Here is a 15248-nt window from a genome sequence, read left to right as displayed (position 1 = left end):
TGAAAAAGGGGAGCCGCGGCTCCCCTTTTTGCGTTGCGCCGGATTCAGCGCTGGCTGTTGGTGATCAGCGTGCCGACGCCGACGTCGGTGAAGATTTCCAGCAGCACCGCGTTGGGCACCCGGCCATCGATGATGTGCGCGCTGTTGACCCCACCCTGCACCGCCTCCAGTGCGCAGCGGATCTTCGGCAGCATGCCGCCGTAGATGGTGCCGTCGGCGATCAGTGCGTCGACCTGGGCGGTGGACAGGCCGGTGAGCACGTTGCCCTGCTTGTCCATCAGGCCGGCGATGTTGGTCAGCAGCATCAGCTTCTCGGCCTTCAGCGCCTCGGCCACCTTGCCGGCCACCAGGTCGGCGTTGATGTTGTACGACTCGCCGTTGTCGCCGACGCCGATGGGCGCGATCACCGGAATGAAGTCGCCGTGCACCAGCATCTCCAGCAGCTCGCTGTTGACCCCGGTGACTTCGCCGACGTGGCCGATGTCGATGATTTCCGGCTTGGTCATTTCCGGCGTCTGCCGCGTGGCCTTGAGCTTCTTCGCGCGGATCAGCCCGGCGTCCTTGCCGGTCAGGCCGATGGCGCTGCCGCCGTGCTGGTTGATCAGGCTGACGATGCTCTTGTTGACCTGGCCGCCGAGGACCATCTCCACCACGTCCATGGTCTGGCTGTCGGTCACCCGCATGCCGTCGATGAAGTGGCTCTCGATGTTCAGCCGCTTGAGCAGGTCGCCGATCTGCGGGCCGCCGCCGTGCACCACCACCGGGTTGATGCCCACCGCCTTCATCAGCACGATGTCACGGGCGAAGCCAGTCTTCAGCTCCTCGCTCTCCATCGCGTTGCCGCCGTACTTGATCACCAGCGTCTTGCCGACGAAGCGGCGGATGTAGGGCAGCGCCTCGGACAGAACCTGGGCGAATTGGGTGGCAGCTTCACGGCTGAGGGTCATGCAGGGCTCCGCAGAATTCAGAACGGCAGTTTGAGGTCGGGTGCAACGCTGTGCAGCTGGGTGCGGAAGACGCCCTGGATGCGCTTCAGCTCGTCCTCGCTGTCAGCCTCGAAGCGCAGCACCAGCACCGGCGTGGTGTTGGAGGCGCGGATCAGGCCCCAGCCCTTGGGATAGTCGACCCGCACGCCATCGAGCGTGATCAGGTTCGCCTCGCCCCACTGGGCGTCGCGTTGCAGGGCGTCAATGATGGTGAATTTGCTTTCTTCTGTCACCGTGATGTTGATTTCCGGCGTGGAGATATCGGCGGGGAAGGCGGCGAACACCTGTTCGGCATCGCGCTTGTCCTGGCTGAGGATCTCCAGCAGGCGCGCGGCGCTGTAGATGCCATCGTCGAAGCCGAACCAGCGCTCCTTGAAGAAGATGTGGCCGCTCATCTCGCCGGCCAGCAGCGCGCCGGATTCCTTCATCTTCTTCTTGATCAGCGAGTGGCCGGTCTTCCACATAACCGGGCGGCCGCCGTAGCCGCTGATCAACGGGGTGAGGCGGCGGGTGCACTTGACGTCGAAGATGATGTCGGCGCCCGGGTTGCGCGAGACCACGTCCTTGGCGAACAGCATCAGCAGGCGATCGGGGTAGATCATGCTGCCGGCGTTGGTCACCACGCCGACGCGGTCGCCGTCGCCGTCGAAGGCCAGGCCCAGGTCGGCCTTTTCCGCTTTCACCTTGGCGATCAGGTCGACCAGGTTTTCCGGCTTGCCCGGGTCCGGGTGGTGATTGGGGAAGTTGCCGTCGACCTCGCAGTACAGTGGGATGACCTTGCAGCCCAGCGCTTCGATCAGTTGTGGGGCGATGACGCCGGCCACGCCGTTGCCGCAATCGACCACCACCTTCATCGGCTTGGCCATGGCGATGTCGTCGCGGATCTGCTGGAAGTAGCGTTCGAGCACGTCGACCTGCTCGACGCTGCCGACGCCTTCGGCCAAGTCGTTGGTTTCGATGCGCCGGCGCAGCGCCTGGATCTGCTCGTTGGCCAGCGTGTCGCCGGCGATGACGATCTTGAAGCCGTTGTAGTCCGGCGGGTTGTGGCTGCCGGTGAGCATCACCCCGGACTTGCCGGCGAGGATGTTGGCCGCGTAGTAGAGCACCGGGGTCGGCACCATGCCGATGTCGCTGACAGTGCAGCCGCTGTCGAGCAGGCCCTGGATCAGCTGTTGCACCAGTTCCGGACCGGAGAGGCGGCCGTCGCGGCCCACGGAAACATTGGGCTCGCCCTTGGCGAGGCTTTCCGAGCCGATCGCGCGGCCCACCCAGTAGGCGGTTTCGTTGGTCAGGCTGTCGCCGACGACGCCACGGATGTCGTAGGCGCGGAAGATGCTGGCGGGCAAGTTCGGGGCTTTGGCGCTGCTCATTGCGTTTTCTCGCTCCTTGCTGTCGAGGCCGAAAAGATCCTGGTCCTCGTCGAGAATATCGATGTCGAGAATATCGGTGTCCGGCACGCGCGGATCGACGTACTCGCTGGATTTGGCTTGCCGGACGGCGGGCGCCGCCGCAGCGGATGCGTGAGTCGGAGCCGATCCGGCGGTGCGGATGGGCAGACGGACCATGTTCCGGGCCAGCGCATCGAGCGCCGGCAGGCTCAAGGCCGGTATTTGGATGGTCTTGCCGGTGGAGAGTTCCTGCAGCAGCCGATTGATCTGCAACACATCCTCGCGCAGCCGCCGCTGCTGGGCGCCGAGCACCAGCTGCAGGCCGATCAGCACGCCGGCCAGCGCCAGCAGCGCGGCGGCCAGCAGCGTCAGGGGCGGGATCGTCGCGCTGCCGGCGGCGCTGCCCGGCTGGAAACTCAGCTTCCAGTTGGGGTTGCCGACGGACAGGTTCAGCGTCGTTGCCGCGCGGGCGCCTGTGCCGCGCTCGATGAGCAGTTGGGCCGGTGCGCCGGAGAACTGTTGGCTCAGGCGCAACTGACCGGCCTCGACGGGCAGTCTGGGCAACGCGGCGAGCAGCCGCTCGAGCTCGATCACCAGTAGCAGCGTGCCGCGTATCGGCTGTTGCGGATCGGCGCGCAGCGCGGTGGCGCTGTAGAGTAGCCAGCGATTGCCTATCTTGTAGGCTTCCGCCGCTGGCGCCTGGCCGTTTGCGGCGCGCTGCAGCAAATCCATCGCGGCGAAATTCATCGGCCCCGGGCGGTTGTTGTCGGGCCTGATCCGGCCAAGTGGGTTGAGGTAGGCATCGACCACGCCCGGCTGCCCGCGCAGGCTGCGCTCGGCCTCGTCGGTCTGCTGTGCGTCGTCCAACGCGTCCAGCAGGCGCAGCCGGGCAACGCTGGCCTGGGTATCGTCCTGCAACTGGCGCAGGGCCTGCTGCAGGGCGCTCGCCTGGCTCTGGCCCCAGGCATTGGCGAGCAGCGCCTGTTGCTGTTGCTGTGCGTTCTGCAGCCCGAACCAGAGCAGCGCGGCGGCGGCGCCGAGGCCGATCAGGCTGGTCGTCAGGCCGGCCAGCAGCGGCTTGAGGTTGGTCGTGCCGCTACGCTTGGTGCGGGGGGCGGCCGGGTTCAGTACGCCTGAATCCTTGGCTGTGCGTTTGAAGAGTGCCATGAAGCTCCTCGAATCATCCTGAAAGGCGGGCAGTGGGCTCAGTGGTTGCCGGAATGCCCGAAGCCGCCGGCGCCGCGGTCGCTGCTGTCGAAGTCGGCGACCAGCTCGAAGCGGGCCTGCACCACCGGCACCAGCACCAGCTGGGCGATGCGTTCGCCGACGGCGATGGAAAAGGCGCTCTGGCCGCGGTTCCAGCAGGACACCATCAGTTCGCCCTGATAATCCGAATCGATCAGGCCGACCAGGTTGCCGAGCACGATGCCGTGCTTGTGGCCCAGGCCCGAGCGCGGCAGCACCAGCGCCGCCAGGCCCGGATCGGCGATGTGGATCGCCAGCCCGGTGGGAATCAGCAGGGTCTCGCCCGGTTGCAGGACGGTGTCGCTCTGCAGCATGGCGCGCAGGTCGAGCCCGGCCGAGCCCGGGGTGGCGTATTCGGGGAGCGGGAAGTCCCGGCCGAGGCGCGGGTCGAGGATCTTCGCTTGGAGTGCGTGCATGGTTGGGTCAGGCCTGTTTCTGGTAGCGGTCGGCGATGAAGGCCACCAGCTCGCGGGCAATGTGCCCCTTGCTGGCCTGGCCGAAGCGGGTTTCGTGCTGCTGGCGGTCGATCACGCTGACGGCGTTGTCTTCGCTGTTGAAGCCGATGCTGGGGTTGGCCACGTCATTGGCGACGATCAGGTCGAGGTTCTTGTCGCGCAGCTTGCGCGTGGCGTATTCCAGCAGGTTCTCGGTTTCGGCGGCGAAGCCGACGCAGAACGGACGATCCGGGCGGCTGGCCAGGGTGGCGAGGATATCCGGATTGCGCACCATCTGGAGCAGCAGGCCGTCACCGCTGTTGGGGTCTTTCTTCAGTTTGTGCGGTGCGACCACTTCCGGGCGGTAGTCGGCCACCGCCGCGGCGGCGATCAGCAGGTCGCAGGGCATCGCCGCTTCGCAGGCGGCGAGCATGTCGCGGGCGCTGACCACGTCGATGCGCTGCACGCGGTCGGGCGTCGGCAGGAACACCGGGCCGGTGACCAGCGTCACCCGTGCGCCGGCCTCGGCGGCGGCCTCGGCCAGGGCGAAGCCCATCTTGCCCGAGCTGTGGTTGGTGATGTAGCGCACCGGGTCGATGTTTTCCTGGGTCGGCCCGGCGGTGATCAGCAGGTGCAGGCCGGTCAGCGTGCCGGTGGCGAAGCAGTCGGCAGCCGCCTGCGCCAGCTCCTCGGCCTCGAGCATGCGGCCCATGCCGACGTCGCCGCAGGCCTGGCTGCCGGAGCCGGGGCCGAACAGGCGGATGCCGCGTTCGAGCAGCAGTTCGCGGTTGGCCTGGGTCGCCGGGTCGGCCCACATCGCCTGGTTCATCGCCGGCGCCAGGGCCACCGGCGCGTTGGTCGCCAGTACCAGGGTGGTCAGCAGGTCGTTGGCGGTGCCCTGGGCCAGGCGCGCCATGAGGTCGGCGGTGGCCGGGGCGACCAGTACCAGGTCGGCCCAGCGGGCCAGTTCGATATGCCCCATGGCCGCTTCGGCGGCGGGATCGAGCAGGTCCAGATGTACCGGATGGCCGGACAGCGCCTGCAGGGTGAGTGGGGTGATGAATTCACGCCCGCCCTGGGTCATCACCACCCGGACCTCGGCGCCGTGGTCGCGCAGGCGGCGGACCAGTTCGGCGCTCTTGTAGGCGGCGATGCCGCCGCCGACGCCCAGGACGATGCGTTTACGATACAGCCGCTGCATAGGCCTGCCTTCTATCTTGTAAGAATTGCCGGGGTGAGAACTGCGTCGGAACTTGCCCGGACCCCCGGAAAAAATGACGGGCTAAGATAGCACAGCGCCCACAGCGGAGAAGTGGGCCCGCTCGACAGGGAGGTGACATGAGCATTCGTGACTGGCCGGCGGCGGAACGGCCGCGGGAGAAGCTACTCGAACAGGGCGCGGCCGCGCTTTCCGACGCCGAATTGCTGGCGATATTCCTGCGCACCGGCGTGGCCGGCAAGAGTGCGGTGGATCTGGCGCGGCATCTGCTCAGCGAATTCGGCAGCCTGCGCGCACTGCTGGAAGCCGATCTCGCCGAATTCGGTGCGCACCTGGGGCTCGGCCCCGCCAAGTTCGCTCAGCTGCAGGCGGTGCTGGAGATGGCGCGGCGACACCTGGCCGAACGCCTGCGCCGCGACTCGGCGTTGGAAAGTCCGCAGGCGGTGCGCGACTACCTCAAGGCGCGCCTGCGCCACGAGCCGCACGAACTGTTCGGCTGCCTGTTCCTCGATGCCAAGCATCGCGTGCTGGCCTTCGAGGTGCTGTTCCACGGCACCATCGACGGCGCCAGCGTCTACCCGCGGCAGGTGGTCAAGCGCGCGCTGGCGCAGAACGCGGCGGCGGTGATCCTCACCCACAATCATCCCTCCGGCGTGGCCGAACCGAGCGAGGCCGATCGCCGGCTGACCCTGCGCCTGAAGGAGGCGCTGGCGCTGATCGATGTGCGGGTGCTGGATCATTTCATCGTCGGCGAGGGGGAGCCGTTGTCGATGGCGGAATATGGGTGGGTGTGAGGGAGATTGGCCTGGGGCCTTCGGCCTCGATCATGAAGCGGGACTTCCACCCCATATCCAATCCTGCCTATTCAAGACCAGGCTTCGCTCAGCTAGGCCAACAACGGCACCAGCAATAACGGCCCGAGCACCAGCAGCACGAAGCGCCCGTTCCAGCCGAAGGCGATGCGCCATGGCGAGAGCTGCGCCTGGCGCGCCAGCATCAGTGCCGAGGGGCCGTAGGGCGAAAGCAGCATCGCCAGCGAGAAGCCGGCGAGCAGCGCCACCGCCGGCTGCATGACCGCCACGCCGTGCCCGGCCAGTTGCGCCAGCAGCGCGGCGCACAGGCTCAGCGAGATGATCGGCGCGACGCCGAGCAGGGCCAGGCCGATGATGGCGAGCAGGCCGGCGCTGCCGAGGCCGAACAGCGCCAGCGGCGTGGCGCTGAAATGGGTGGCCAGGGTGGCCACCGGTACCAGCGCGGCGGTCAGTCCGCCGAGCAGCGCCGAGCAGGCGAAGATGAAGGTCTCGTTGCGCATGCCGGCGAGGGTTTCGCGCACTTCCGTGTAGGCTGCGCGAGGTTTTTCGCCCTGCCGGAACAGGAGGCCGATCACCGCCAGCGGTACCAGCAGCATCGCCGCCTGGGTCGCCGACAGCCAGGTCAGCGCCGCCAGCAGGGCGATCGACAGGATACCGATCAGGCTGCCGAGCAGCAGGCCGCGGAATTCGGCCGGCGGCGCTTCGTCCGTGAGCGTGCCGGACGCGCCCATGCCGTGCAGCTGTTGCAGCCGGCGATTCTCCAGCGGCCAGCCGACCAGCAGCAGGATCGCCGCGGCGAGCAGGCCGAACGGCAGTAGCGCGGCCCAGCTCAGCTCCGGTAGTTCGCGGGTGAGGATCGCCACCGCCACGCTGGTCGGCGCCAGCAGCGGTACCAGGGCGAAACCGCGCAAGGCGGTCACCATCACCCCGCGGCTGCCCTCGCGGCGCTGGGTTTCGCTGTAACGGCGATTCTGCAGATGGCGATCCAGCGAGCCGCAGACCAGGTTGAGCATGCCGAAGCTGAGAATCGAGCTGATCGCGAAGGTGCTCAGCAGATAGCTCGGATAGAGGCTCGCGCGCGGTCCGGCGAGCAGCAGCCGGTGCAGTTCGCCGAGCTGGTGCAGGCGCTTGACCAGGCAGTGCATCAGCCCCAGGGCGCCGATGAAGGCGCCGTAGTACGCCGCCGAGGCGAGCATCCGCTGGCCTTGCGGCCAGCTGGCGTCGCCGCGCAGCAGCCAGTAGCCGAGCAGGCCCAGGGTGACCAGCCCGAGCCGGCGCGGATAGGGCATCAGCGAGCGCCAGTGCCAGGCGAAGAACAGCCCCAGCAGCAGCCCGCTGGCCACGCTGAGCGGTTGCAGCCGGGTCACCAGGGCCAGCAGTTCGCAGAACAGCGCCAGCGGCAGCAGGGCGGTCATGGCGTCAGGGCAGTTCGCTGCGCAACGGGCCGCGCTTGTAGACGCCCTCGCCGAAGGCGATCAGGCGCTGCTGTTCGTCGAGCAGGTCGCAGCTGGCCATGAACACCTTGTGGCCGCTGGAGCGGCAGCGGGCCACCGCGCGGATGCGGCTGCCGGTCGGCGCCGGCGCGCTGAAGCTGACGGTCATCGACAGGGTGGTGGCGACGCGGCGCTGCTCCGGATGCTCGGCCCAGGTGCCGCACAGGCCCATGGCCACGTCGAGCAGCGTCGCGCTGACCCCGCCGTGCAGGTTGCTGGCATTGTTCAGGTGGCGTGGCAGCAGGAGCAGCTCGACCACCGCAAGGTCGGGCGCGTAGTCGACGAGGCGGCAGCCGAGGTCCTGGAAGAAGCCGGTGACGGTGGCTTCCACCTGGCGCAGCGTGATGTCGGAATAATGAGTGTCGGGCATGGCTGTGTTCGCGGATGGCTTGCGCGGCAGCCTGGCAGTCTTTAGGCTTTCGGTCAATCGTGTGGAATGTCATTCCGCTGTGCGAAATAAAAATAAGAGCGATCGAGGAGGTCCGCATGTTTTCCCGTATCGGCATCATCGGCGCCGGCGCCATGGGGCGCGGCATCGCCCAGCTCTTCGCCGCCGCCGGCCAGCAGGTCTGGCTGTACGACGCGCGCCCCGAGGCCGTCGCCGAGGCGCTGGCATTCAACCGCGAGCTGCTCGAGCGCAACGTCGCCAAGGGGCGCATGACGGCCGAGCAGCTCGCCGCCACGCTCGCGCGCATGCAGCCGGCGCATGCCCTGGCCGAACTGGCGGGCTGCGACCTGCTGATCGAGGCGATCGTGGAAAACCTCGAGGCCAAGCAGGCGCTGTTCGTCGAGCTGGAAGGGCTGGTCGGCGCGGAGGCGGTGCTCGCCAGCAATACCTCGTCGCTCTCGGTGACGTGCATCGCCGCCGCCTGCCGCCGTCCGGAGCGGGTGGCGGGCTTTCATTTCTTCAACCCGGTGCCGCTGATGAAGCTGGTCGAGGTGGTGCGCGGCGAACGCACCGCTGCGCAGGTGATCGAGCGGCTGGTGCGGCTCGCCGAGCAGGCCGGGCACTTCCCGGCGGTCACCCCGGATACCCCCGGCTTCCTGGTCAACCATGCCGGCCGCGCCTACGGCACCGAGGCCCTGCGCATCCTCAGCGAGGGGATCGCCAGCGCCGAGCAGATCGACCGTATCCTGCGCGACGGTCCGGGTTTTCGCATGGGGCCGTTCGAGCTGTTCGACCTGACCGGGCTGGACATTTCCCATGCGGTGATGGAGTCGGTCCACGGGCAGTTCTACCAGGACCCGCGCTACACGCCGTCCTACCAGGCGGCCCAGCGCGTCGCCGCCGGCCTGCTCGGGCGCAAGAGCGGCCAGGGCTACTACCGCTACGACAACGGCCAGCAGATCCGCCCGGCGGAGCCGCGGCGCGAGGCGGTCGCTGTCGACCGGCCGTTCTGGCTGGACAGCCGCGACCCCGAACTGCGCGGACGTGTCGCCGCGCTTCTGCACGGAGCCGGCGCGTTGCTGGAACCGGATGCGGAGCCTTCGGCGCGGGCCATCTGCCTCCTCACCCCGCTGGGCGAGGATGCCAGCAGCATGATCGCGCGGTTGGCGTTGCCGGCGGCGCGCTGCATCGCCCTCGACCCGTTCAGCGACTTCGACAGGCGCCGCGTGCTGATGCGCCAGCCGGCCCTCGACCCGGCGCTGGAGGCACAGGCGTGCCAGGCGCTGGGGGGCGACGGCGTTCCCGTCGAAGTGATCAACGACTCGCCGGGCTTCGTCAGCCAGCGGGTGATCGCCAGCATCGTCAACCTCGGCTGTGAGATCGCGCAGAAGGGCATCGCCGAGCCGCAGACGCTGGAGCGCGCCGTCCAGCTCGCCCTCGGCTACCCGAAAGGCCCGCTGGGTTTCGCCGCGCACTACGGCGCGGCGCGGATTCTCACCATCCTGCAGGGCCTGCAGCTGTGCTACGGCGGGGAGCCGCGCTATCGGCCCAGCCCGTGGCTGCGCCGGCGCGTGCAGCTGGGGCTACCGCTGGCCACGCCCGATCGTCCCGACGCCTGAATCGACTCCGGCGCGAGCGCCCGCCGGGACGAACGGCGCTGCCGGCGGGTCTTCAGTTTGCGGCGGGCCTGCCGCTAGCCTGTAAGGTCCCGCATGAAGGCCAGTTGCTACTAAGGAACTACTGTGTTTCGTGGCGGGGATAGGTAAAACACTCTGTCCGTTCGACAAGAACAAGAGGCCGCACATGAGCCCCGCCTTTCGCCGTCAGCCCGGGATCGTCCTGTTCCAGGGGCTGCTGATCATCGGCCTGCTGCTGCTTCAGCACTGGCTGGTGCCGCCGTTGCCCGTGATGGCCTTGTTGTGGCTGGGGGCATCGCTGTGGCCTTGGTTCGTCCGCTGGCCGGCGACGAGTGACGTCGCCGCAAGCGCCGAGGGTGGCCAGCAGGCGTTCACCGACTTCAGCAAGAACCTTTCGCGCAACACCTGCCATAACGCCCTTGCCGCGGCGCAGGTGGCCTACAGCGCCGAGCAATTGGCCAGCCGCCTGCAGTCCCAGCTGCAGGCGGTGAGCGAGATCGCCGGTGGCGCCGAGGGCATCGCCGCCACCGAGCAGGAAAGCGCCGAGCGGGCGCGCCAGGCGCTGGAGGCGGCCGAAGCCGTGCGCCGTCGCAGCGATGCCGGGCAGGCCGAACTGCAGCAGGCGATCGAGCGCATGCAGCAACTGAGCGCACAGACCCAGGCCAGCCGCACGCTGATCGACGGGTTGTCGCTGCGCACCGAGGAAATCCGCCAGATCACCGATGTGATCCAGTCCATCGCCAGCCAGACCAACCTGCTCGCGTTGAACGCCGCCATCGAGGCGGCGCGTGCTGGCGAGGCCGGGCGCGGCTTCGCGGTGGTCGCCGACGAGGTACGCAACCTCGCCGCGCGCACTTCCAGCGCCACCGAGGAAGTCGGGCGCATGGTCGCCGACATCCGCCAGCAGAGCGAAGCGGTGGTGAGCCACATCCAGAAACAGGCCGACGAGCTCGATGCCGCCGCCGGGCAGATCGCCACCACCGGCGAGCAGCTCAGCGGCATCGCCGGGCTGGCCGGTAACGTCGAGAGCCAGGTGGCGCAGATCAGCTCGGGGACCGCCAGCAATCACGAACGCCTCACCGGGCAGTTCGTCGCCCTCGACCAGTTGCGTGCCGACGCCCTGGGCAGCGAGCAGCAGACCCGCCAGCTCGAGCAGGCCGCCGAGCGCCTGGTGGCGCAGGCCGAGAGCGCCAGCGAGCAACTGGCCGAGGTGCAGCTCGACGACTATCACCAGTTCATCTTCGACCTCGCCCGTGAGGGGGCGGCGGCGATCGGCGCGCGCTTCGAGGCCGATATCGAGGCGGGGCGGGTCAGCCTGGACGATCTGTTCGACCGCAACTACCAGGCGCAGCCCGGGACCGACCCGCAGAAGTACCACACCCGCTTCGACCGTTACGCCGACGAGGTGCTGCCGGCGATCCAGGAACCGCTGCTGGAGAAGCACTCGGCCGTGGTCTATGCCATCGCCACCACGCCGGAGGGCTACGTGCCGACCCACAACCGCGCATTCAGCCAGCCGCCGGTGGGCGACCCGCAGATCGACCGGGTCAAGAGCCGCAGCAAGCGCCTGTTCAACGACCGTACGGGCGGGCGTTGTGGCAGCCACCAGCGCAAGGTGCTGCTGCAGACCTACAGCCGCGACACCGGCGAGCTGATGCATGACCTGTCGGTACCGATCATGGTGCGCGGCCGGCACTGGGGCGGCCTGCGCCTGGGCTATCGGCCGGAGGCATAACCGCGCGGCCGTTGCCGACTGCGATCAGCGATCAGGGCGCCACGGCCATCCATTGCTCGCTGAGGCTGCGTGCGTGGCGGTCGACCATGATCGGGGCGAAAGGGCGGCCCGAGGCCGTGGTGAAGTTGTTGCTGCCGCTGTTCATGTCCTCCAGGGCCACCTTGAGGAAGCCCCAGCGGGTCTTCAGCTTCGCCAGCGCCGGATCGCGTTTGCCGTCCAGCGCCGCCATCTGGGCATCGATGGCCGGCACGAGCTGGCGCTCGTCCTGCCCCAGGTAGGTGTCCGGCTGCTCGCGGGCGATCTCGAAGGAGCCGATGTAGGCACGGCTGAGGTATTGCACGGCCAAGTACTCGACCTTCGCCGGCAGCTCGGCCTGCGCGCCGGCACTGGCCTGCTGGGCGCGCACCTCGGTGAGGAAGTCGCGCAGCGCCTTGCTCATCTGCAGCGGCCAGCCCCAGGGCATGTCGTCTTCTGCGCGGCCGAAGCCGGCGCCTTCGCGCAGCCGCTCCTGCAATTGCCGATGGCTTTCGCGCAGTGCCGTGGTCGGAGCGGGAATGCCCTGCAATGCGGCGTCCAATGCGAGGAGGTCGTTTTCCAGGCGCAGCAGATGGGCCTTCTGAAAACCTTCGCCGCGGTAGAGCAGGAGGCTGCTGGTGGCGCGGTTGGCATGGATCTGCAGGCTTTCCAGGGGCGTCAACGGTTGGCCCTGGGCCGTCTCCACCAGACCGGGAAGCAGGCCGAGAAGCAGGAACAGCAGCCAGAAGCGGGTATGACGATGCATAGTCGTGCTCCTTTGTTGTTTTTATAGAAGCGGTGCGGCAGCCCGTGGCCATAGACCCTAGCGGACTCGTGGCCAAGTGGTATCACCCCAAGGAGTGATTTCGCCCCATGGGGCCGATTGGCGGCCAGGCTTGGCCGAAGTGTCCGCTTGACTAACCGAACAGCCCCTAGAGCATGTGCTCCAGGCCGATCACGTCGGCTATCCAGGCATTGAAGCGGCGCCAGAGGCCGCCCGGTTCCTTGTCCAGGGTGCGCAACTGGCCGTTGTCTTCGGCGATCCAGACCATGCGCGGGCTGCCGTCGCGTTCTTCCAGGCGCACCTCGTAGCTGATCGCTGGCGCCATGCCTTCCAGGGTCAGGCGCTGGACTTCCCGGGCGAGCGCCGGGCTTTCCACCAGGATGCCCACCTCGCTGTTCCACAGCACCGAGCGGGGGTCGAGGTTGAGCGAGCCGATGAAGACCTTCTCCTGGTCGAACACCGCGGCCTTGCTGTGCAGGCTCGATTCCGACTCGCCGAAGAAGCTGTAGGAGGTCTGCTCCTCGGGTTGCCGGCGCAGTTCGAACAGGCGCGTGCCCAGCGCGAGCAGTCGCTGTCGGTAGGGCGCGTAGCCGCCATGCACGGCGGGCACGTCGGTGGCTTCCAGGGAGTTGGTGAGCACGCGGATGGTCACGCCGGCATCGGCACGCCCGGCGAGGTATTCGACGCCGCTGTCGGTGGGGATGAAATAGGCCGAGACCAGCGTCAGTTCGCGGCGCACCTGCTGCATGGTCGGCGCCAGCTGGGTGGTCAGCAGCAGCGCCGGTGCCGGCGTGCCGTCGGCGAGCAGTTTTTCCGGGGCGTCCCACAGCGCTTCGCCCGCGGCCCAGGTCAATTGCTCCAGCCACTGCTGCAACTGCGAGTGCTGCCGGTAGGCGAGCAACCGTCGGTACTGCTCGCCATTTTCACGCTGGGCCCGGGCCAGGTAGTCCTGCAACTGCTGGCGCGCCTTGTCCAGGTCGGCCTGCTGCGGCTTGCGCCAGAGGAAATGCTGAATGGGAACGCTCAGCTGGTTGTTCCAGTACTGGTCGAAGCTCTGCGCGAGCTGTTCGGCTACGGGCCCCGCGCCGAGCAGATCGATATCGGTGAAATTGAATTTCTGGTTGGCGTCGAAATACTCATCGCCCAGGTTGCGGCCGCCGACGATGGCCAGGCTGCTATCGACCAGCATCAGTTTGTTGTGCATGCGCCGATGCTGCAGCGAGAGGTGCAACAGCCGTCCCATCGCCCGGGTGATGCCGGTGCTGCGGCCGAGATGCAGGGGATTGAAGACGCGAATCTGGATGTTCGGGTGGGCGGCCAGCGTGGCGATGCGGTAGTCCTGGCCGTCGCTGGTGGTGTCGTCCAGCAGCAGGCGTACGCGCACGCCGCGATCGGCGGCCTGCAGCAGCTCGTCCACCAGGGCGCGGGTGGTCAGGCCGTCGTGCACGATGTAGTACTGGATATCCAGGCTGAGCCGGGCGGCACGGATCATCTCGGCGCGGGCGGCGAACGCCTCGGTGCTCTCCGGCAGTAGCCGGAAGCCCGAATGGCCGGCGGGTTGCGCGGCGGCGAGTTGCTGCACCTGGCGCCCCAGGGGCGATTCGGCCGGCGCCACCGAGAACGATTCGCTCGGTGTCGGTTGGCTGGCACAACCCGCGAGTGCCAGGATCAGCAGGGGCAGCAGATAAGCGCGCAAGGTCACTCCGGTACGCGTCTGGTTACCTGAACTTGGACGCTGCGCTTGGCTTGGAATTCAGAATCGGTCCTTGAGCCGGTACCACAGCATACCCAGCGCCAGCAGCGGCGAGCGCAGCGCGCGGCCGCCGGGGAAAGTCGGGTGCGGGACCTGGGCGAACAGCTCGAAACGGCCGCCGTGCTGCCCGGCGATGGCCTCGGCGAGCAGTCGGCCGGCCAGGTGAGTGGCGTTCAGGCCGTGGCCGGAATAGGCCTGGGCGTAGAACACGTTGGGCTGCTCCGGCAGCCGGCCGATCTGCGGCAGGCGGTTGGCGCCGATGCCGATCATGCCGCCCCACTGGTAGTCGATGCCGATGCCGATCAGCTGTGGGAACACCTGAAGCATCTTCGGTTGCATGTAGGCGGCGATGTCCTTCGGATCGCGCCCCGAGTAGTGGCAGGCGCCGCCGAACAGCAGCCGGCCATCGGCCGAGAGACGGAAGTAATCGAGCGCCACGCGCTGGTCGCAGACCGCCATGTTCTGCGGCAGCAGCTCCTTGCACAGCGGTTCGGGCAGGCGCTCGGTGGCGATGATGTAGCTGCCCGCCGGCAGTACCTTGCCGGCCAGCTGCGGCTGCAGGTCGTTCAGGTAGGCGTTGCAGGCCAGCACCAGGTTGTCGGCCCGCACCACGCCTTGCGCGGTATGCACCTGTACCTGCGCTCCGTAGTCGATGCGTTCGACGCTGGACTGCTCGTACAGTCGCACGCCCAGCGCCTGCGCGGCAGCCGCCTCGCCGAGTGCCAGGTTCAGCGGATGCAGGTGCCCCGAACCCATGTCGACCAGGCCACCGAGGTAGCGCTGCGAGCCGACCACCGAGCCGATGTTCGGCCGCGAGATGCGCTGCAGCGGATGCGGATAGCCGAGGCGCAGCAGGTCGGCGTATTCCTCGTCGAAGCCCTTCAGATGACGCGGCTTGGTCGCCAGGTCGCAGTAGCCCCAGGTCAGGTCGCAATCGATCGCATGCCGTTCGATGCGCTGGCGGACGATGTCGACGGCCTCGAAGCCCATGCGCTTGAGTTCGTCCACGCCCTCCTCGCCGAGGATCGGCGCGAACTGCTCGACATCGTGGCCGACGCCGCGGATCAACTGCCCGCCGTTGCGTCCGCTGGCGCCCCAGCCGATGCGCCGGGCCTCCAGCAGGACCACCGAGAGCCCGCGCTCGGCGAGTTCGATGGCGGTGTTCAGGCCGGAGAAGCCGCCGCCGACGATACAGACATCGGCCTGCTGCTCGTCCTGCAGAGGTGGGAACTGGAGTTCGCGATTGACGCTGGCGGCATAGTAGGAAGGGACATGAACGCCGGCGTTCGGCGCGGATGTACGGCTATTCATCGAAGAGTCATTGGCTATAGGCATGTGCCTAGGGTAGACCGGAGCGGC

12 protein-coding genes are annotated in these 15248 nt (G+C 68.0%); 3 read left to right on the top strand and 9 right to left on the bottom strand.

The window, feature by feature from the left end; genetic code table 11:
* Nucleotides 1-44: 44 nt before the first annotated feature.
* Genes argB through coaBC form a run of 4 tightly spaced genes read right to left on the bottom strand, consistent with a single transcriptional unit; the run spans nucleotide 45 to nucleotide 5254 of the window.
* Nucleotides 45-947, bottom strand: a complete 903-nt coding sequence (gene argB, locus CXK94_RS00775) for an acetylglutamate kinase (protein ID WP_102892908.1) — start codon at nucleotides 945-947, stop codon at nucleotides 45-47.
* A gap of 17 nt (nucleotides 948-964) precedes the next feature.
* The gene (locus CXK94_RS22805; RefSeq protein ID WP_102892907.1) at nucleotides 965-3541 is read right to left on the bottom strand and encodes a phosphomannomutase/phosphoglucomutase; all 2577 of its coding nucleotides are present in this window, start codon (nucleotides 3539-3541) and stop codon (nucleotides 965-967) included.
* A 38-nt stretch (nucleotides 3542-3579) separates the two neighbouring features.
* The gene (gene dut / locus CXK94_RS00765; protein ID WP_102892906.1) at nucleotides 3580-4035 is read right to left on the bottom strand and encodes a dUTP diphosphatase; all 456 of its coding nucleotides are present in this window, start codon (nucleotides 4033-4035) and stop codon (nucleotides 3580-3582) included.
* Nucleotides 4036-4042: 7 nt separating this feature from the next.
* Nucleotides 4043-5254 carry a bifunctional phosphopantothenoylcysteine decarboxylase/phosphopantothenate--cysteine ligase CoaBC gene (gene coaBC / locus CXK94_RS00760; RefSeq protein WP_102892905.1) on the bottom strand — a complete coding sequence of 404 codons (1212 nt, stop codon included), beginning with the start codon at nucleotides 5252-5254 and terminating at the stop codon, nucleotides 4043-4045.
* 137 nt (nucleotides 5255-5391) lie between these two features.
* On the opposite strand from coaBC, the gene radC reads away from it, so the two are divergent.
* On the top strand, nucleotides 5392-6066 hold the full coding sequence (radC, locus tag CXK94_RS00755; RefSeq protein ID WP_037040996.1) for a RadC family protein: 675 nt from the start codon (nucleotides 5392-5394) through the stop codon (nucleotides 6064-6066).
* A 92-nt stretch (nucleotides 6067-6158) separates the two neighbouring features.
* Here the strand turns inward: radC and CXK94_RS00750 are convergent, their stop codons facing one another.
* Nucleotides 6159-7499, bottom strand: coding sequence for a hypothetical protein (locus CXK94_RS00750; protein ID WP_102892904.1), 1341 nt, complete (start codon nucleotides 7497-7499; stop codon nucleotides 6159-6161).
* Between the two features lie 4 nt (nucleotides 7500-7503).
* Nucleotides 7504-7947, bottom strand: coding sequence for a PaaI family thioesterase (locus tag CXK94_RS00745; protein ID WP_102892902.1), 444 nt, complete (start codon nucleotides 7945-7947; stop codon nucleotides 7504-7506).
* 116 nt (nucleotides 7948-8063) lie between these two features.
* Between CXK94_RS00745 and CXK94_RS00740 the strand changes: the two genes are divergently transcribed.
* Complete coding sequence (locus CXK94_RS00740) at nucleotides 8064-9584, top strand: 3-hydroxyacyl-CoA dehydrogenase (RefSeq protein ID WP_102892901.1); 1521 nt, start codon at nucleotides 8064-8066, stop codon at nucleotides 9582-9584.
* A gap of 184 nt (nucleotides 9585-9768) precedes the next feature.
* The gene (locus CXK94_RS00735; protein ID WP_102892900.1) at nucleotides 9769-11337 is read left to right on the top strand and encodes a methyl-accepting chemotaxis protein; all 1569 of its coding nucleotides are present in this window, start codon (nucleotides 9769-9771) and stop codon (nucleotides 11335-11337) included.
* A gap of 31 nt (nucleotides 11338-11368) precedes the next feature.
* Here the strand turns inward: CXK94_RS00735 and CXK94_RS00730 are convergent, their stop codons facing one another.
* The 3 genes from CXK94_RS00730 to CXK94_RS00720 form a co-directional block, all read right to left on the bottom strand.
* Nucleotides 11369-12118 (bottom strand): hypothetical protein, encoded by a 750-nt coding sequence (locus CXK94_RS00730; protein WP_102892899.1) that lies wholly within the window; start codon nucleotides 12116-12118, stop codon nucleotides 11369-11371.
* Nucleotides 12119-12284: 166 nt separating this feature from the next.
* A complete protein-coding gene (locus CXK94_RS00725) occupies nucleotides 12285-13832 on the bottom strand; it encodes a phospholipase D family protein (RefSeq protein ID WP_102892898.1) in 1548 nt (515 codons plus the stop codon).
* A 57-nt stretch (nucleotides 13833-13889) separates the two neighbouring features.
* Complete coding sequence (locus CXK94_RS00720; protein ID WP_102892897.1) at nucleotides 13890-15200, bottom strand: NAD(P)/FAD-dependent oxidoreductase; 1311 nt, start codon at nucleotides 15198-15200, stop codon at nucleotides 13890-13892.
* Between the last annotated feature and the right edge of the window lie 48 nt (nucleotides 15201-15248).

The organism is Stutzerimonas stutzeri, from assembly GCF_002890915.1.
Taxonomy (GTDB): Bacteria; Pseudomonadota; Gammaproteobacteria; order Pseudomonadales; family Pseudomonadaceae; genus Stutzerimonas; species Stutzerimonas stutzeri_AF.
Note: the sequence above shows the minus strand (reverse complement) of the source record. Positions and strands in the feature narration are given on the sequence as shown.